Raw genomic sequence first — 18,637 nt, 5'->3', positions numbered from 1 at the left:
CTCCCGGTTAAAATATGGACTGGAATTTACCCATCTCAACCTGGATGGACTTCACCTGGGTGTAACTCTGTAGCGTCATGACGCCGTTCTCACGGCCAATGCCGGAGTGTTTGTAGCCACCGACCGGCATCTCTGCGGCGGATTCACCCCAGGTGTTGATCCAGCAGATGCCCGCTTCGAGCTGATGAATAGCGCCGTGGGCGCGGTTCAGATCGGCGGTGACGATGCCCGCCGCCAGACCGTAGTCGGTATCATTGGCGCGGCGAATGGCCTCTTCGTCAGTGTCATAGGTAAGAATGGACATCACCGGGCCGAAGATCTCTTCGCGCACGATGGTCATTTCGTCGGTGCAGTCGGTGAACACGGTCGGGGCCACCCACGCGCCGTTGTCAAAGCCGTCACCCTTCAGCACGTCGCCGCCGCACAGCACGCGCGCGCCTTCCTCTTTGCCTTTGGCGATGTAGCGCAGCACGCTGTCGCGGTGCGGGAAGCTGACCATCGGGCCAAAGTTGGTGTTTTCATCGAACAGGTCGCCCGCGCGGATGCGGCCCACGCGCTCAACGATTTTTTGCTCAAACGCGGCTTTGACCTTCGCGGGCACGAACACGCGGGTGCCGTTGGTGCACACCTGGCCGGAGCTGAAGAAGTTCGCCATCATGGCGATATCTGCCGCGAGATCGAGATCCGCGTCGTCAAACACTATCAGCGGGGATTTGCCGCCCAGCTCCATCGTCACCTCTTTCAGGGACGAGGCCGCCGAGTTGGCCATCACCTTTTTGCCGCTGGCAACGCCGCCGGTGAAGGAGACTTTGGCGATGCCCGGATGCTCGGTCAGGTACTGGCCGGTCTCCGCGCCCACGCCCGGCAGGACGTTAAACACGCCGTCCGGCACGCCCGCTTCGGTGTAGATCTCCGCAAGCTTCAGGGCGGTGAGCGGCGTCACTTCGCTCGGCTTGAAGATCATCGCGTTGCCCGCCGCCAGCGCCGGGGCCGATTTCCACAGGGCGATCTGGATCGGGTAGTTCCATGCGCCGATGCCCGCCACCACGCCCAGCGGCTCGCGGCGGGTGTAGACGAACGAGGTCTCACGCAATGGGATCTGGCTGCCTTCCAGCGCCGGGATCAGCCCCGCGTAGTACTCCAGCACGTCCGCGCCGGTGACGATATCCACGGTTGAGGTTTCGGAATACGCTTTACCGGTGTCGAGGGTTTCCAGCTTTGCGAGCTCGTCGTTGCGCTCGCGCAGGATATCGACGGCGCGGCGCAGGATGCGCGAGCGCTCCATGGCGGTCATCGCCGCCCAGATTTTTTGCCCGCGCTGTGCGCTTTCCACGGCGCGGTCGACGTCTTCGCGCCCGGCGGCCTGCACGGTCGCCAGAACTTCACCGTTGGCCGGGTTGATGGTCTCGAAGGTGCGACCGCTGGTGGCGGATGTATAACCACCATTGATATAAAGCTGCTGTTCTGCCATTCGGGACATAAATTCTCCTCGGTTATTCGGTCGGTAAATGCTGGCTGATAAAGTGGCTGGTGAGCGACTGCGCCAGGGTCTTATCCAGCGGCTTGCCGCTCAGCGCGGCGCGCAGCCACAGCCCGTCGATCAGCGCCGCCAGCCCGTAGCCCGCCTCCTGGGCCTGCTCGCGCGGCAGTTCGCGGCGAAATTCGTATACCAGGTTCGATAGCAATCGGCGGCTGCTCACCTGCTGCAGGCGGTAGAGCATCGGCTGGTGCATGCTGCTCGCCCAGAAGGCCAGCCAGGCCTTCATGGCCGCGCCGCTGGTCTGGGTTTCATCAAAATTGCCGCCGACAATCGCCTGAAGGCGCTGCTCCGCGCTGCCGTCCGGCAGGGCGTGCAGACGGCTTAAAACCGCATCGCGCAGCTGGCCGGTGATGTCGCGCATGGTCGCTTCCAGCAGGCCGTTTTTGTCTTTGAAGTAGTGACTGATGATCCCCGTGGAAACGCCCGCCCGACGGGCGATCTGCGCGATCGTCGCGTCATGCATTCCCACTTCATTTATTGCTTCCAGCGTGGCGTCGATAAGCTGCCTGCGCCGGATCGGCTGCATCCCCACTTTGGGCATTTTTGCCACTCCATTCATCAGCGTTGGTAATACATTAAAGCGGTTTTTGATTGGACGTTCAATATAAAATGTGTCTTAATTGTTGCGGATTTGGATTTCAATAGTTACAAAAACAGTGGGGATACTGGATGACAGACCTTTCACAGGACAGAGAAAAAGACAAAATCAACCCGGTCGTTTTTTATACGTCCGCCGGGCTGATTTTGTTGTTTTCCCTGACGACCATTTTCTTTCGTGATTTTTCTGCCGAGTGGATTGGGCGCACCCTGAACTGGGTGTCGAAGACCTTCGGCTGGTACTATCTGCTGGCGGCGACGCTCTATATTGTCTTCGTGGTCTGCATTGCCTGCTCGCGCTTCGGTTCGGTGAAGCTCGGGCCTGAGCAGTCCAAGCCCGAATTCAGCCTGCTGAGCTGGGCCGCGATGCTGTTTGCCGCGGGCATCGGCATCGACCTGATGTTCTTCTCCGTGGCGGAACCGGTCACGCAGTATATGCAGCCGCCGGAAGGGGCAGGGCAGACGATGGAGGCCGCGCGCCAGGCGATGGTCTGGACGCTGTTCCACTACGGCCTGACGGGCTGGTCGATGTACGCTCTGATGGGCATGGCGCTTGGATACTTTAGCTATCGTTATAATTTGCCCCTTACCATCCGCTCCGCGCTGTACCCGATTTTCGGCAAAAAGATTAACGGCCCTATTGGGCACACGGTAGACATCGCGGCGGTGATCGGCACCATCTTTGGTATCGCGACAACGCTCGGAATTGGCGTAGTGCAGCTTAACTACGGGCTGAGCGTGCTGTTTGACATCCCGGATTCGATGGCGGCGAAGGCGGCGCTGATTGCGCTGTCGGTGATTATCGCCACCATCTCGGTGACTTCCGGCGTGGATAAAGGGATTCGCGTGCTCTCCGAGCTGAACGTCGCGCTGGCGCTGGGGCTGATCCTGTTCGTGCTGTTTATGGGCGACACCTCGTTCCTGCTCAATGCCTTAGTGCTGAACGTGGGTGATTACGTGAACCGCTTTATGGGCATGACGCTGAACAGCTTCGCCTTTGACCGTCCGACAGAGTGGATGAACAACTGGACGCTCTTCTTCTGGGCGTGGTGGGTGGCGTGGTCGCCGTTTGTCGGCCTGTTCCTCGCGCGCATTTCGCGTGGGCGCACCATCCGTCAGTTCGTGATGGGCACGCTGATCATCCCGTTCACCTTTACCCTGCTGTGGCTGTCGATTTTCGGCAACAGCGCGCTGCACGAGATCATCCACGGCAATGCGACTTTTGCCCAGGAAGCGATGGCGCACCCGGAGCGCGGCTTCTACAGCCTGCTGGCGCAGTATCCGGCGTTTACCTTTAGCGCGTCCGTAGCGACCATTACCGGCCTGCTGTTCTACGTCACCTCGGCGGACTCCGGCGCGCTGGTGCTGGGGAACTTCACCTCGAAGCTCAAGGACATTAACAGCGACGCGCCGAACTGGCTGCGCATCTTCTGGTCCGTCGCCATCGGCCTGCTGACGCTCGGCATGCTGATGACCAACGGTATCTCGGCGTTGCAGAACACCACGGTGATCATGGGCCTGCCGTTCAGCTTCGTGATCTTCTTCGTGATGGCCGGGCTGTATAAATCGCTTAAGGTGGAAGACTACCGCCGCGTCAGCGCCAGCCGCGACACCGCCCCGCGTCCGCTGGGCGCGCAGGACAGGCTGAGCTGGAAAAAACGTCTCTCGCGTCTGATGAACTACCCCGGCACGCGCTACACCAGCCAGATGATGGAGACGGTCTGCTTCCCGGCGATGGAAGAGGTGGCCCAGGAGCTGAAGCTGCGTGGCGCCTACGTGGAGCTGAAAAACCTGCCCCCGGAAGAGGACGAAAATCTGGGGCACCTGGATCTGCTGGTGCACATGGGCGACGAGCAGAACTTTGTCTATCAGATCTGGCCGCAGCAGTATTCGGTGCCCGGGTTCACCTACCGGGCGCGCAGCGGGAAGTCGACCTATTACCGGCTGGAGACCTTCCTGCTGGAAGGCAGCCAGGGGAATGATTTGATGGATTACAGCAAGGAGCAGGTGATTACGGACATTCTGGATCAGTATGAACGGCACCTGAACTTTATCCATCTGCACAGGGAAGCGCCGGGGAATAGCGTGATGTTCCCGGATGTTTGAGGCTTGATCTGAAGAACCTACAAAGGCAGCGCCGCTGCCCCCATGCCGGGTGGCGGCGATGCCTTACCCGGCCTACAAAACCGGTTTATCGTAGGCCTGATAAGCGAAGCGCCATCAGGCGTTTAATGAGCATTGGATCTGAAGGGCAATATTTCCTTTCTTTATATTCACCATTTTATTTTTCTTCATTTACTCGAGCCGCCTCGCATTTCCCTAATATTCGACCCCTGTACATTTATCCATGGCAGTATAATAGCGGCAGTTAAGCCAGCACTGAGATCTTGAAAGAATAGGTAAAAAGGTAAGAAAAGGAATCGCGGTACAAAGGTGTGCGACCACCCCCATACCGCTAACCACAAACAACTAACACGGAGTTGATTATGGCTGCGAAGAATTCTATGCCAGAGCGGGCTATTGCCCAAACAGAAAATGCAGATTTAGAGATTCAGCAAGAAAATCGCGAGAAGCTACGCAAAAAACGCATCCGGGCGTTGCATGACGAGCCGGTTCACTCTGCGTATCTGCATGAAAGAGGAGAGGCGGGTTCCGCCTGTGTGGAACTTTATACTCGAATGGAGCGCAACTATCTGCCGTTAACCGGCACGTGGTTAACCCGCGCAGGGTTTAAAGCAGGAATAGCCGTGAAGATCCGCGTGATGCCGGATTGTATTGTGATCACGCCGCAAAATTCCCGTGAGCTGTGGGGCTGTCTGGAAGGCGTCAGTGCAACGTATACCAACAAACTGAAGATGATGAAGTGGCTGGAGACGTTTCCGGGAGCGTTAATTGATACGGGGGATTTGCCCGTGAACGAAAGTCGAAAAGGGTAGCGCTTAAGATTAACCAGGCGATCCAGGGAATACCAGGATCGCCGTTTCTGAGCAGCAGCATACATTGATCTTTATGAGGCAGGTAAATTATGCGTTACTCTTCTCTTTCTGAGCTGGTTTCATCCATGCATCGCCATAAAGAATATTGCCTTTCACATAATTCCACTGGATGCCGCGGAATCGAAGCCCAACAACTTCATGCATATTCGGGGCTGAGCTGCCTGGGTAATAAACGTGCGTGAAATCCAGAGATGAGATCACTACGCTATCAAGCGTCATGGTGTAGATCTCCCTTTCTGCTCCCGCTTCAACAATTTCATAATATTTGATAATGGCTTTTTGCAGCCGTCTGCCCTCGCAGGCGGCAACAGCAAGATAAGGGCTCACTTTATCTAATTGCTTATGCACGGTAACCGGACTATGCAGCCGTGTTCCGGTCATATTCCCGGTATGGCTGTCCACTGCCTGTTTTATGCCGTAACTGCTGTTCATAATTTCGATAGCACCTTCCCGGCCTGGCATCATACAGTCGCCCTGAACCTGCATTCCGTTTTCATCGTAGAGAAATAAGTAAGCGGGTAATGACATTATAATCCTCCTAAATTAGTAAGCTGTCCGTCATTATCAATGAAAAATTCGTGGTGATATTTTTTATTATTTAAACCATAGCTAATAACATACGTATAGCCATACTCCCAATTCACATCTATGCAACTGTTAGGATAAGACCAACTGATTTTATTCCTTCCCGAACTTGTGATGGTAGTAATGTCGGGACCTTTGCTGGAATCAATGGTGTAATAGTTCACGACATCTTTTTTATCAATACTAAAGCAAACATGGTTACCATCAATAAAAGTAGCTCTGGGATGAGACAACGGCGGGCAACCAGGGCACCCCGTCAGGAGAATACATAATGGTGAGATGAGCGTTATAGTTTTCATCCTGGGAATCCTTTCAGAATATTTTTATATTTTTGCAGCAGAGAATAAACGGGTTCATTCGAATTAATATCTCGATATTTTGGCAGAAATGTATATTTTTCAAACCCATAAAATTGTAATAACCAGTAGTCACTTACGATCGATGCTTGCTGTTCTAATCCGTAATGCAATAGATCTGCTTTATCAAAGCTATAGGTGTAGTCAGCAATACCAGAGAATAATCCCCTTGTTCTGACAAACATCCCTTTTTGGGCCTGCCAGACATGCATCATTTCATGCATGAATAGGTGTTTTTTATCTAACAATTTTTCTAATGAAAAATCCGGAGAATATGTGTCTTCTCTAAACCACATTTCCCCGTTGGGACTCATCGCCACATCAACGGGTTGCAAATTAAAAGGAAGATAGCTTTCCCTGTGTACCCACACCAGATGATAACGGATGCTGTAACCGTAAAGCGTCTTCGCAAGGGCGATTTCACCAATTGTGAGCTGTCGGATCCCGCCCGGATTAATCGGGGTTCCCGAAGTGGGGTGAATTCTTTCATTAACCGGCATGTCAATTCCCTTTTGTTAATATGGGTATTGGCCGTAAATAATACTCCTGACCGTGAGAGAAAAAAGAAAGCACATTTCCTAAAAATTCCGCCTGACAGTCCAGGTTGACACAACTCTAATGATAATTATTTTCATTTAAACATAGCCTGTGCTATACCTTATAGCACAGGCTAATTTTGCTTTGAATTTAATCACCTCAGGAGACTTCTGCGATGCATCCACGGCAAGGATTGAAGCGTCTGTTGCTCGGCGCGCTGCTCATGACTGCGACCACGACCGGCGCGCTGGCGGCTGAAAAGTTCCAGGTCATCACCACTTTTACCGTTATTGCTGATATGGCGAAAAACGTGGCGGGGGATGCCGCAGAGGTCACCTCCATCACCAAACCGGGCGCGGAAATTCACGAATACCAGCCCACCCCGGGCGATATCAAACGCGCGCAGAAGGCACAGCTGATCCTGGCGAACGGCATGAATCTGGAGCTGTGGTTCCAGCGCTTTTATCAGCATCTGAACGGCGTGCCGGAGGTGATTGTCACCAAAGGCATCACCCCGATGGGCATCAGCGAAGGGCCCTATAACGGCAAGCCCAATCCGCACGCGTGGATGTCGCCGGATAACGCCCTGATTTACGTCGATAACATCCGCGACGCGCTGGTGAAGTACGATCCGGCCAACGCACAGACCTATCAGCGCAATGCGGAAGCCTACAAGCAGAAGATCACCGCCACTCTCGAACCGCTGCGCAAGCAGGTCGCGGAGATACCTGAAGACAAACGCTGGATGGTAACCAGCGAAGGGGCGTTCTCCTATCTGGCGCGGGATTTGGGCCTGAAGGAGCTTTACCTGTGGCCGATCAACGCCGATCAGCAGGGCACGCCGCAGCAGGTGCGCAAGGTTATCGACATGGTGAAAAAACATCACATTCCGGCGGTGTTTAGCGAAAGTACGGTCTCTGATAAGCCCGCCCGTCAGGTGGCGCGGGAAACCGACACCCACTACGGCGGCGTGCTGTACGTCGACTCTCTGAGCGCGGAAAACGGCCCGGTGCCGACCTATATCGATCTGCTGAACGTCACCACCCGCACGCTGGTGCAGGGCATCCGTGACGGGATGAAGGAGTAACCATGCAGAAGGGGATTGTTGTAACCGACGTGACCGTGACCTACCGCAACGGCCACACGGCGCTGCGCGACGCATCGTTCAGCGTGCCGGGCGGATCGATTGCCGCCCTGGTGGGGGTGAACGGTTCCGGCAAGTCCACGCTGTTTAAGGCGGTGATGGGGTTTGTGCGGGCGGCGAGCGGCACTATCTCCATTCTGGGGCTGCCGCCTCACCGGGCGCTGCGTCAGAACCTGGTCGCCTACGTGCCGCAGTCGGAAGAGGTCGACTGGTCGTTTCCGGTGCTCGTCGAGGACGTGGTGATGATGGGCCGCTATGGGCATATGGGGTTTCTGCGTCGTCCCAAAGAATGCGATAAGCAGATCGTCACCGACGCCCTGAAGCGTGTAGATATGCTCGAGCTGCGCCATCGGCAGATTGGCGAGCTGTCCGGCGGGCAGAAGAAGCGCGTGTTTCTGGCGCGGGCGATTGCCCAGCAGGGCGAGGTGATCCTGCTCGACGAGCCGTTTACCGGCGTGGACGTCAAAACCGAAGCCAGGATCATCAGCCTGCTGCGGGAGCTGCGCGACGAGGGCAAAACGATGCTGGTCTCGACCCATAACCTGGGCTCGGTCACGGAATTCTGCGATTACACGGTGATGGTCAAAGGCACCGTGCTGGCAAGCGGCCCGACGGATATCACCTTTACCGCCGAGAATCTCGAGCGCGCCTTTAGCGGCGTGCTGCGCCACGTGGTGCTCAGCGGCTCGGAAGATCGCATTATTACCGACGACGAACGCCCCTTCGTTACGCACCGTCAGGAGGCCAAATGAACGTGCTTCTCGAACCCTTCGGCTACGAGTACATGCTCAACGCGATGTGGGTCTCGGCGATGGTGGGCGGGCTATGCGCGTTTCTCTCCTGCTATCTGATGCTCAAAGGCTGGTCGCTGATCGGCGATGCGCTGTCGCACTCCATCGTGCCGGGCGTAGCGGGGGCCTACATGCTCGGGCTGCCGTTCTCGCTGGGGGCGTTTTTATCGGGCGGGCTGGCGGCGGGCAGCATGCTGTTTCTCAACCAGCGCAGCCGCCTGAAGGAGGACGCCATTATCGGGCTGATCTTCTCCTCGTTTTTCGGGCTGGGGCTGTTTATGGTCTCGCTCAACCCGACCTCGGTGAACATTCAGACCATCGTCCTCGGCAATATTCTGGCTATCGCCCCGGAAGATATCGTCCAGCTGGCGATTATCGGCGTGGTGTCGATAGTTATCCTGCTGTTCAAATGGAAAGATCTGATGGTGACCTTTTTTGATGAGAACCACGCCCGCGCCATCGGCCTGCGTCCTGAACGCCTGAAAATTCTCTTCTTCACGCTGCTGGCGGTCTCTACCGTGGCGGCGCTGCAAACCGTCGGCGCATTTCTGGTGATCTGTCTGGTGGTCACGCCCGGCGCGACCGCGTGGCTGCTGACCGACCGCTTCCCGCGCCTGCTGATGATTGCGGTCGCCATTGGCAGCATCACCAGCTTCCTCGGCGCGTGGGCCAGCTATTACCTGGACGGCGCCACCGGCGGCATTATCGTGGTCGCCCAGACGCTGCTGTTCCTGATGGCGTTCGTCTTTGCGCCGAAGCACGGACTGCTTGCCAGCCGCCGTCGGGCGCGGGAGGCACACCCATGTTGACGCTGCTTCTCGAACCGTTCCAGTTTGCGTTTATGAACAACGCGCTGCTGATTTCACTCATGGTGGCCGTGCCCTGCGCGCTGCTGTCGGTTTTTCTGGTGCTGAAAGGCTGGGCGCTGATGGGCGACGCCATGAGCCACGCGGTGTTTCCCGGCGTCGTGCTGGCCTGGATGATGGGCCTGCCGCTGGCGCTGGGCGCGTTCGTAGCCGGTCTTTTCTGCGCGGTCGCCACCGGATATCTGAAGGATAACAGCCGCATCAAACAGGATACGGTCATGGGGATCGTCTTTTCCGGCATGTTCGGCGCCGGGCTGATCCTCTATATCGCCGTCAAACCTGAGGTGCATCTCGACCACATTCTGTTCGGCGATATGCTGGGTATTAACGGGATGGACATTCTGCAAAGCGGTCTCGTCGCGGGGCTGATTGCGCTGGTGATTGGCCTGAAGTGGCGCGATTTTCTGCTGTTCTGCTTTGACTATCAGCAGGCGCAGGCGAGTGGCTTGCGCACCCGCTGGCTGCACTACGGCTTACTGTGCATGGTTTCGCTGACCATCGTTGCGACGCTGAAAGCGGTGGGGATCATTCTGTCGATTTCCCTGCTGATTGCGCCCGGCGCCGTGGCGGTGCTGATTACCCGACGCTTTCACATGGCGCTGCTGGTGGCGGTCGCCGTTTCAGCGCTGGTGTCGGTAAGCGGCGTTTATGCCTCGTTTTATCTCGACAGCGCGCCTGCGCCGACCATTGTGGTCCTGTTCGCGATGGTGTTTATCGTGACGTTTGTGGTGACCAGCGTGAAGGCTCGTCGCCAGGAGCGTGTGACAGCAGGGTGATGACCTGTTCGCCGTGCTGCTGCCAGTGCAGGCGGAAGGCGGTGCCTTCTTCAAAGCCTGCCAGTTGACGGGTCAACGCCAGCGTGAGCGTCTTGTCGTCGAGCTTGGTAACGCGGGCGCTGTCAAAACCCATCCGGGCCTGTACCTGCGGAAAGAGGGCCTTAAACAGGCTCTCTTTGGCGCTGAAGACCAGCGTCAGGGCGAGGGCGAACGGGTATCCCTGGCGGGAAAGCACAGGTTCTTCCTGCGTATCAATAATGCCGTCTTTGATTTCCCTGGCTTCGTTTTCGAAGAGGATCGTTTCACAATCGATGCCGATAAGCGCCGGGTATTGCGTGACGACGGCTATCGCCTGCGTGCCGCTGTGGGTGATGCTGCCGGAAATACCTTGCGGCCAGAGCGGTTCCCCGCTGGGGCCGATGGCGGGCATGGTGTGGTCAGGTAAGGCGTGCGCGGCGGCGATGCGGCCTGCCAGGTGGTCGGCCTTGCGTTTGCGTCCGGCGTCAGCAAGCTGCGCGTGATGGGGGAGCCAGAGGAGATCGGCGTCGGTAAAGGTGGCGGGGTCGAAAGTGATGCGGTGGAGGGTGTGGCCGGCGAGAGAAAATGTGCTGTGGGTGGTGTGCATGGTTTTTCCCTTCAGTATTGTGCGGCCTGATGCCCTCACCCCGGCCCTCTCCCATGGGGAGAGGGGGAAGTCACTGCCTTTATCAGAACCTCGTATTCACGCTCATATACCAGGTACGGCCCGGTTCATTATACGTATACGCGCCCGCACCGTACATATACGCACCCGTCGTGGTATTACCCGTGGTCTGGGCGTTACCGGCGCGCCACTGGCGCTTGTCGAAGACGTTGTCCACGCCGCCGGTCAGGCTGACGTTTTTGGTCACGTCCCAGGTCGCGCTCAGGCCCACGATGCTGTACGGGCTGACTTCGTCTTTTTCAGACCCGGTCACCGGCTGACCTTTGTAGTTGTACTTCTTCGGCTGCTGCTTGCCGTACCAGGTGAAGGTCGACTGGAGCGATACGTCCTGATGCACCTGCCAGCTCAGGGTAGAGTTCAGCGTATACTCCGGGATGATCGACAGACGATCGCCGGTCTCCTTGTTCTTGCTTTGCAGCATGTAGGTGATGTTATTGGTCCAGTTGATGGTATCGCTGACCGGTACGTTCAGGGAGCCTTCCAGACCTTCCACTACCGCCTTCGGCACGTTTTCCCACTGGTAGATATCGGTGGTGACTTTGCCGGTGGACGTCTGGCCAATCGGCGCGTAGCCCGCTTCAATCTTGTTGCGGTAGTCGTTGCGGAACCAGGTCACGCCCGCCAGCCAGCCGTCGCGTTTCCACTCCAGGCCAATCTCTTTGTTGATGCTGGTTTCCGCTTTCAGATCGTCGTTACCCATCATGTAGCAGCCCACGCCGTCGGAACTGGCGTAGCAGCCCTGGCCTTTACTGTACAGCAGGTAGTTCGGGTTGGTCTGGTACAGGCTTGGCGCTTTATAGGCGCGCGCGATGCCCATCTTCAGGGTGAAGTCATCCCCCAGACCCTGCGACAGGTTCAGGGACGGGCTCCAGTTATTACCCACAATGGTGTGGTGGTCGAAGCGCAGGGCAGGGGTCAGCATGGTGCTGTCGGTCAGCTCCATGTTGTTTTCGGCAAACAGGGAGAAGATCTCCGCTGAAGTGTACGGGCTACGGTCTTCGCTCATGCCCGGAATGGTGCCCCCCTGTTGGGTTTGCGTGAAGGAGGTCGAGTCCTTCATGCGCTGCTGGTTCCATTCGGTGCCGAGCGTCAGGTTCTGGTTCACAATGAAATCAATCGGCAGGTTGATTTCGCTGTGCAGCATCACGTCGGCCAGGTCGGTGTCGGTGAATTTATTGCTGTTGAACAATCCTTCCAGACCGCCCGCCAGCCCTTCGCCCAGACGCGAGTTGCGGGTGTGTTCGTACTGCGCCCAGTTGCTGGTGGTAATGCCGTTATCCCAGCCGCCGTTCCAGGTCACCGCGAAGTTCTGACGATAGATACGGTTAGTCTCTTTACCGTAGTTCTTCTTCACCAGCCCGCTTGAGCTGTTGTCGTTGTTGGTATTCTGGGTATCGCCCGCGTAAAGGTTGTTCTGGCGGCTGTATCCCGCCTCAAACTCCAGGGACTGCATAGGCGCAAAGTCCCAGCGCACCACGCCGTTGATGTCTTTATTCTCGACCCCTTCACGGCCTGCCGGCAGCGTGTCGGCATATGCGCCGGTACGGTCAGACTGATGGCCCTGGTTAATGTCCCAGGCGTCGGCCTGGGTTTTATCCAGGTTACCGTACATGCGGAAGCTGAAATCCCCGCCCAGCGGGCCGCTCAGGCTGAAGTTAGTGCGTTTGGTGGAACCTTCGTCTTTATGCTCTGGCGCATTCAGGTAGGTGTTCCAGGAGCCGTGCCACTGGTCGTCAAATTTTTTGGTGATGATGTTCACCACGCCGCCCGCCGCACCGTTACCGTAGCGGGCAGCAGCCGGGCCACGGATCACTTCGATGCGCTCGATCATCTCCGGCGGGACCCAGCCGGTATCGCCGCGGGTATCACGCTCGCCGCGCCAGCCCAGACGGATGGAGTTGCGGCTGGTGACCGGCTTGCCGTCGATCAGGATCAGGGTGTTTTCCGGGCCCATGCCGCGAATGTCAATCTGACGGTTATTCCCGCGCTGGCCGCTGGTGGAGTTGCCGGTCAGGTTAACGCCCGGCATGGTGCGGATGATTTCCGCCACGTCCCGCGCGGGCGGGTTTTTGCGGATCTCGTCGGCGGTGATGGTCGACACGCCCGGCGCCTGCAAATTCTGCTCGGCGGCGGTGATCACCATGGTGTCTTCATGCTGCGCGGAGGCGGTGTTGTCGTCTGCCATGACGGGCAGCGCGACACCATAAATCCCTAAATTGACCAGCAAGGCCAGAGAGTGAATCTTCTTATTCATTGTACGTCCCGCTTTTATGGTTATTTAATGAGCGCGCTTCCCACAGCGCGGGCATTACGCTATTGCAAATGCAAATAGTTATCAATAATATTATCAATAAAATTTGCTCTGAAACAAAAAAGACTGTTAAACATGGGGTTATAAGGGTGACGGCGTTAACAACCGGAAGTGAAGCGTGGTGGCAGGCGAAAGACGGGCCGGAACGGGAACGTCATCAGGAAAACTATCGCGTGACATTCTGGTGGCGGGACCCGGCGGGAACGCAGAAAACGTCGACGGTTAAACGCGTCTGGCTCTACGTCACCGGTGTGACCGATCACCATCAAAATGCCCGTCCGCAGTCCCTTGAACGTATCCCGGATACCGACGTCTGGCAGTGGCAGGGCGAGTTCAGCCCCGAATGGCGCGGCAGCTACTGTTTTATCCCCTCCGACAATGAAAACGATTTTGCCAGCGCAGTGTTTGAAGGCGATCAGCCGGACCGCATGGCGCTGCGCGAAGGCTGGCGCAAACTGTTGCCGCACGCGGTGTCCGACCCGCTGAATGCCCAGAGCTGGCGCGGCGGGCGCGGGCACGCCGTCTCGGCGCTGGAGATGCCGGAGGCGCCCGTACAGCCCGGCTGGAACCATCCCGATACCCCTTACAAAAAGCCTGTCTGCATTGAGTGGCACAGCGCGCGTCTGAAGAACCGTCGCCGCGTGTGGATTTTTACCACCGGGGATGAAAGCCCCGAGCGCCCGCTGGCGGTGCTGCTCGACGGGCAGTTCTGGGCCGAAAGCATGCCCGTCTGGCCTGCGCTGGCGTCGCTCACCCTTGAAGGCAAACTGCCGCCTGCGGTCTATGTCTTAATCGACGTGATTGACACCGCACACCGCAGCCGCGAGCTGCCGTGTAACCCTGATTTCTGGCTGGCGGTGCAGGACGAACTTCTCCCGCAGGTGAAAAGCATGGCCCCGTTCAGCGACCGCGCCGACCATACCGTGGTGGCGGGTCAGAGCTTCGGCGGGCTCTCTTCCCTCTATGCGGGCCTCAACTGGCCGCAGCGTTTTGGCTGCATCCTCAGCCAGTCCGGATCCTACTGGTGGCCGCACCGCGGCGCGCAGCAGGACGGGCTGCTCATCGAACAACTCAAAGCGGGTGACAAAACCGCTCGCGGGCTGCGCATCGTCCTTGAGGCCGGGCGCAACGAGCCGCTTATTTTGCGCGCAAACCAGGCGATCCTCGCCGAACTACACACTCAGCAACCGGTTTTCTGGCGTCAGGTTGACGGCGGACACGATGCGCTTTGCTGGCGCGGTGGGCTGACGCAGGGGCTGATGACCCTCTGGCAGCCGCTTATTCAATAACGGAGTCTGTATGGAATTCAGCAATCCTTTCGATAATCCGCAGGGACAGTTCGCCATTTTGCAAAATGACCAGGGGCAGTACAGCCTGTGGCCGCAGCAGTGCGAGTTGCCCGCGGGCTGGCGCGTGGTCTGCGAACCGCAATCTCAGGAGGCGTGCCAGCAGTGGCTGGCGGAACAGTGGCAGACGCTTGAGCCGTCATGTTTTGCGGGGGAGCGCGCATGAACCGTCTCCCTCTTGTCGCCGCCCAGCCGGGGATCTGGATGGCAGAGCAGCTTTCCTCCCTGCCAAACGCCTGGAGCGTCGCGCACTACACCGAGCTGAAAGGCGCTATCGATGCGCCATTGCTGGCAAAAGCCATCGCTGAAGGCATGATGCAGGCCGACACCCTGCGGATGCGTTTTGCCGAAGATAACGGTGAGGTGTGGCAGTGGATCGATGAGGCCATGCTCCTGCCGGAGCCGTCCATCGTGCGCGTTGACTCCCACGACGCCGCCGTGGCGCTGATGGAGGCCGATCTCAACCAGAACCTGCGCGTCGACAGCGGTCAGCCGCTGGCGTTTCACCAGCTGATCCAGGTGGGAGAAAGCCACTGGTACTGGTATCAGCGGTATCATCATCTGGTGGTAGATGGCTTCAGCTTCCCGGCTATTACCCGTCAGATCGCCGCCATTTACGCTGCGTGGCAGAAAGGTGAATCCACGCCGGCCTCGCCGTTCACCCCGTTCGCCGAGGTGGTGGAGGAGTATCAGCGCTATCGCGACAGCGAGGCGTATCAGCGCGACGGTGCTTTCTGGGCCGAACAACGCAAACAGCTTCCTTCTCCGGTCTCGCTCTCTTCCGCGCCGCTGCCGGGACGCGCCGCCACCACCGATATCCTGCGCCTGAAAATTGCGATGGACGGCCGTGCGTTCAGCCAGCTTGCACAGAAGGCAGGCCAGGCGCAGCGTACCGATCTGGCCCTTGCGCTGGTGGCGCTGTGGCTGGGCCGCCTGACCGGACGGCTGGACTACGCCGCCGGGTTTATTTTTATGCGCCGCATGGGTTCCGCGGCGCTCACTGCGACCGGACCGGTGCTCAACGTCCTGCCGCTGGCGGTGAATATTCGCCCGCAGGAGAGCCTGCCGGAACTGGCGCTGCGCCTGGCGAACCAGCTGAAAAAGATGCGCCGCCATCAGCGTTACGACGCCGAGCAGATCGTGCGCGACAGCGGACGTGCCGCAGGCGACGAAGCCCTTTTTGGTCCGGTGCTGAACGTCAAGGTGTTCGATTATCAGCTGAATATCGACGGCGTGGAGGCCATTACCCACACGCTGGCAACCGGCCCGGTGAACGATCTGGAGCTGGCGCTGTTCCCGGACGAGCAGGGCGGACTGAGCATTGAGATCCTCGCCAACGGACAGCGTTACGACGAGGCGACGCTGAAGGGGCACGCGGCGCGCCTGAACGCAATGCTGACACAGTTTGCCGCCAATCCGGACCTGCGCTGTGGCGACGTGGAAACCGTATCAGAGCAGGAATACGCCCGGCTGGCGCGCATCAACGATACCGGGCTGGCGCTGCCGTCCACCACGCTGGCGGATCTTGTGGCGGAGCAGGCGAGCAAAACGCCGGACGCCCCCGCGCTGGCGGATGCCCATACTGAACTGAACTACCGCCAGATGCGCGAGCAGGTGGTCGCGCTGGCAAACCTGCTGCGCGCGCGCGGCGTGAAGCCGGGCGACAGCGTGGCGGTGGCGCTCCCGCGCTCGGTGTTCCTGACCCTGGCGCTGCACGGGATTGTTGAAGCTGGCGCCGCCTGGCTGCCGCTGGATACCGGTTACCCGGATGACCGTCTGCGGATGATGCTGGAGGACGCGAAGCCGTCGCTGCTCATTACCACCGACGAGCAGCTTCCGCGCTTTAACGATCTGCCGATCGCCACCTTTAGTTACAACACACTATTACCGGCCACCGATGCTGAACCTCTGCGACTGGCGAAGCCGGAGCAGACCGCGTACATCATCTTTACCTCCGGTTCGACGGGGCGTCCAAAAGGGGTGATGGTCGGCCATACCGCCATCGTTAACCGCCTGAAGTGGATGCAGGATCATTATCCACTGGCGGCGCATGACGTGGTGGCGCAGAAAACGCCGTGCAGCTTTGACGTGTCGGTGTGGGAGTTCTGGTGGCCGTTTATCGCCGGGGCGAAGCTGGTGATGGCCGAGCCGGACGCGCACCGCGATCCGCAGGCAATGCAGAGTTTCTTCGCGCAGTACGGCGTGACCACCACCCACTTCGTGCCGTCGATGCTGGCGGCGTTCGTCGCCTCGCTGACGCCGGAAAACGTCGACTGTTGCAGGACGCTGAAGCAGGTGTTCTGTAGCGGCGAGGCGTTGCCGACTGCGCTGTGTCGCGAGTGGGAACAGCTCACCCATGCGCCGCTGCACAACCTCTATGGCCCGACCGAAGCGGCGGTGGATGTCAGCTGGTATCCGGCGTACGGCCCCGAGCTGGCGGCGGTGGAAGGCAACAGCGTGCCGATCGGCTTCCCGGTGTGGAATACGGGGCTGCGCATTCTGGACGCGATGATGCGCCCGGTGCCGTTCGGCGTGGCGGGGGATCTGTATCTCACCGGCATTCAGCTGGCGCAGGGGTATCTGGGACGCCCCGACCTTACCGCCAGCCGCTTTATCGCCGATCCGTTTGCCCCCAGCGAGCGAATGTACCGCACCGGGGACGTTGCCCGCTGGCTGGACAACGGCGCGGTGGAATATCTGGGCCGCAGCGACGATCAGCTGAAAATCCGCGGCCAGCGCATCGAGCTGGGCGAAATCGACCGGGCGATGCTCGCGCTGCCGGATGTGGCCCAGGCGGTGGCGCACGCCTGCGTGTTCAACCAGGCGGCTGCCACGGGCGGCGATGCCCGCCAGCTGGTGGGATACGTTGTCTCTGAATCCGGCTTACCGCTGGATCGCGACGCGCTGCTTACCTCACTCAAAGCCCAGCTGCCGCCGCATATGGTGCCGGTGGTGCTGCTGCAAATCAGCGCGCTGCCGTTAAGCGCCAACGGCAAGCTGGATCGCAAGGCGCTGCCGCTGCCGGAGCTGACCAGCAAAACTTCCGGTCGCGCGCCCGAGACGCAAACTGAAGTCACCGTGGCGCAGGCGTTTTCTGCCCTGCTGGGCTGCGCGGTGAACGATATCGAGGCCGATTTCTTTGCCCTCGGCGGCCACTCGCTGCTGGCGATGCGCCTTGCGGCTCAGCTCAGCCGTGCGTTCAGCCGCAAGGTCACGCCGGGGCAGATTATGGTCGCCTCGACGGTGAGCAAGCTTAGCGCCCTGCTGGACTCGCAGATGAGCGACGAGCAGGCGCAGCGTCTGGGGTATGAAACCGTTCTCCCGCTGCGTGAAAGCAACGGCCCCACGCTGTTCTGCTTCCATCCGGCGTCCGGCTTTGCCTGGCAGTTTAGCGTCCTGGCGCGCTACCTCAGCCCGCGCTGGTCAATCGTCGGCATTCAGTCTCCCCGGCCTGAGGGGCCGATGCAGCAGTGTGCGGATCTCGATGCGGTGATCGAACATCATCTGAACACGTTGCGTAAGCAACAGCCGCAGGGGCCGTATTATCTGTCCGGCTATTCCCTCGGCGGCACGCTGGCGCAGGGCATTGCGGCGCGTCTGCGCGAGCAGGGTGAAGACGTAGCGTTCCTCGGCCTGCTGGATACCTGGCCGCCGGAAACCCAGAACTGGGCGGAGAAAGAGGCCAACGGCCTCGATCCGGAGGTGCTGGCGGAAATTGAGCGCGAACGTCAGGCGTTTATTGCCGCCCAGCAGGGGCAGGGCTCCAGCGAGTTGTTTAACGCCATTGAAGGCAACTATGCGGACGCGGTGCGGCTGCTCACCACGGCACACAGCGCGCGGTTTGACGGTAAAGCGACGCTGTTTGTCGCCGAGCGAACGCGAACCCTGGATCCGCAGGCCGCGTGGGCGCCGTGGGTGGGTGAGCTGGAGGTGTACAGCCAGGACTGCGCCCACGTGGATATTATTTCACCGCAGGCGTTTGAAAAGATTGGGCCGGTACTGAAGGAAATTTTGGGGTAACGTTTAAAGCCCCTCACCCTAACCCTCTCCCACGGGGAGAGGGGATGGTTTGCTCCCTCTCCCTGTGGG

At 58.9% G+C, this 18,637-nt stretch carries 16 protein-coding genes; 9 read left to right on the top strand and 7 right to left on the bottom strand.

Translation table 11 applies throughout. The features are described from left to right. Positions 1 to 7 precede the first annotated feature (7 nt). Together betB and betI are read right to left on the bottom strand one after the other, a co-directional pair. Positions 8 to 1,480 (bottom strand): betaine-aldehyde dehydrogenase, encoded by a 1,473-nt coding sequence (gene betB, locus H2Z33_RS01930; RefSeq protein ID WP_063134773.1) that lies wholly within the window; start codon positions 1,478 to 1,480, stop codon positions 8 to 10. A gap of 13 nt (positions 1,481 to 1,493) precedes the next feature. Beyond that, complete coding sequence (betI, locus tag H2Z33_RS01925; protein WP_063136068.1) at positions 1,494 to 2,081, bottom strand: transcriptional regulator BetI; 588 nt, start codon at positions 2,079 to 2,081, stop codon at positions 1,494 to 1,496. A gap of 128 nt (positions 2,082 to 2,209) precedes the next feature. Between betI and betT the strand changes: the two genes are divergently transcribed. Together betT and H2Z33_RS01915 are read left to right on the top strand one after the other, a co-directional pair. Further along, complete coding sequence (gene betT / locus H2Z33_RS01920) at positions 2,210 to 4,243, top strand: choline BCCT transporter BetT (protein ID WP_058689226.1); 2,034 nt, start codon at positions 2,210 to 2,212, stop codon at positions 4,241 to 4,243. A gap of 380 nt (positions 4,244 to 4,623) precedes the next feature. Further along, on the top strand, positions 4,624 to 5,073 hold the full coding sequence (locus H2Z33_RS01915; protein WP_074133765.1) for a SymE family type I addiction module toxin: 450 nt from the start codon (positions 4,624 to 4,626) through the stop codon (positions 5,071 to 5,073). 87 nt (positions 5,074 to 5,160) lie between these two features. Here H2Z33_RS01915 and H2Z33_RS01910 read toward each other — a convergent pair whose 3' ends face one another. The 3 genes from H2Z33_RS01910 to H2Z33_RS01900 are packed head-to-tail and all read right to left on the bottom strand — an operon-like array spanning position 5,161 to position 6,574. Then, on the bottom strand, positions 5,161 to 5,661 hold the full coding sequence (locus H2Z33_RS01910) for an Hcp family type VI secretion system effector (protein WP_063134775.1): 501 nt from the start codon (positions 5,659 to 5,661) through the stop codon (positions 5,161 to 5,163). Next, on the bottom strand, positions 5,661 to 6,017 hold the full coding sequence (locus H2Z33_RS01905; protein ID WP_074133766.1) for a putative T6SS immunity periplasmic lipoprotein: 357 nt from the start codon (positions 6,015 to 6,017) through the stop codon (positions 5,661 to 5,663). The genes H2Z33_RS01910 and H2Z33_RS01905 overlap by 1 nt, the downstream gene beginning before the upstream one ends. Beyond that, a complete protein-coding gene (locus tag H2Z33_RS01900) occupies positions 6,014 to 6,574 on the bottom strand; it encodes a hypothetical protein (RefSeq protein ID WP_045339332.1) in 561 nt (186 codons plus the stop codon). Before H2Z33_RS01900 ends, H2Z33_RS01905 begins: the two co-directional genes overlap by 4 nt. Before the next feature lie 212 nt (positions 6,575 to 6,786). Here H2Z33_RS01900 and H2Z33_RS01895 point away from each other — a divergent pair, with 212 nt between their 5' ends. Genes H2Z33_RS01895 through H2Z33_RS01880 form a run of 4 tightly spaced genes read left to right on the top strand, consistent with a single transcriptional unit; the run spans position 6,787 to position 10,188 of the window. Next, complete coding sequence (locus H2Z33_RS01895; protein ID WP_032652915.1) at positions 6,787 to 7,698, top strand: metal ABC transporter substrate-binding protein; 912 nt, start codon at positions 6,787 to 6,789, stop codon at positions 7,696 to 7,698. Positions 7,699 to 7,700: 2 nt separating this feature from the next. Then, positions 7,701 to 8,507, top strand: a complete 807-nt coding sequence (sitB, locus tag H2Z33_RS01890) for an iron/manganese ABC transporter ATP-binding protein SitB (protein WP_032657506.1) — start codon at positions 7,701 to 7,703, stop codon at positions 8,505 to 8,507. Then, positions 8,504 to 9,355, top strand: a complete 852-nt coding sequence (gene sitC / locus H2Z33_RS01885; protein ID WP_023296090.1) for an iron/manganese ABC transporter permease subunit SitC — start codon at positions 8,504 to 8,506, stop codon at positions 9,353 to 9,355. The genes sitB and sitC overlap by 4 nt, the downstream gene beginning before the upstream one ends. After that, complete coding sequence (locus H2Z33_RS01880) at positions 9,349 to 10,188, top strand: metal ABC transporter permease (protein ID WP_023303259.1); 840 nt, start codon at positions 9,349 to 9,351, stop codon at positions 10,186 to 10,188. The genes sitC and H2Z33_RS01880 overlap by 7 nt, the downstream gene beginning before the upstream one ends. Here the strand turns inward: H2Z33_RS01880 and entD are convergent. Beyond that, positions 10,124 to 10,813 (bottom strand): enterobactin synthase subunit EntD, encoded by a 690-nt coding sequence (entD, locus tag H2Z33_RS01875; RefSeq protein WP_063134776.1) that lies wholly within the window; start codon positions 10,811 to 10,813, stop codon positions 10,124 to 10,126. The two genes, H2Z33_RS01880 and entD, sit on opposite strands and share 65 nt — an antisense overlap. 82 nt (positions 10,814 to 10,895) lie before the next feature. Next, a complete protein-coding gene (locus tag H2Z33_RS01870) occupies positions 10,896 to 13,145 on the bottom strand; it encodes a TonB-dependent siderophore receptor (protein ID WP_017382520.1) in 2,250 nt (749 codons plus the stop codon). A gap of 146 nt (positions 13,146 to 13,291) precedes the next feature. Here H2Z33_RS01870 and fes point away from each other — a divergent pair, with 146 nt between their 5' ends. The 3 genes from fes to entF are packed head-to-tail and all read left to right on the top strand — an operon-like array spanning position 13,292 to position 18,568. After that, entirely contained in the window at positions 13,292 to 14,491 is a 1,200-nt protein-coding gene (gene fes / locus H2Z33_RS01865; RefSeq protein WP_017694342.1) for an enterochelin esterase, read from the top strand. A 10-nt stretch (positions 14,492 to 14,501) separates the two neighbouring features. Then, positions 14,502 to 14,714: an MbtH family protein gene (locus H2Z33_RS01860; RefSeq protein ID WP_015571182.1), complete on the top strand. Its 213-nt coding sequence runs from the start codon at positions 14,502 to 14,504 to the stop codon at positions 14,712 to 14,714. Beyond that, positions 14,711 to 18,568: an enterobactin non-ribosomal peptide synthetase EntF gene (entF, locus tag H2Z33_RS01855; RefSeq protein ID WP_063134777.1), complete on the top strand. Its 3,858-nt coding sequence runs from the start codon at positions 14,711 to 14,713 to the stop codon at positions 18,566 to 18,568. The genes H2Z33_RS01860 and entF overlap by 4 nt, the downstream gene beginning before the upstream one ends. Positions 18,569 to 18,637: the final 69 nt, after the last annotated feature.

It is taken from the genome of Enterobacter sp. YSU, assembly GCF_016082135.1.
GTDB classification, from domain to species: Bacteria; Pseudomonadota; Gammaproteobacteria; order Enterobacterales; family Enterobacteriaceae; genus Enterobacter; species Enterobacter hormaechei_C.
This window is presented reverse-complemented; position numbering and strand designations above follow the sequence as displayed.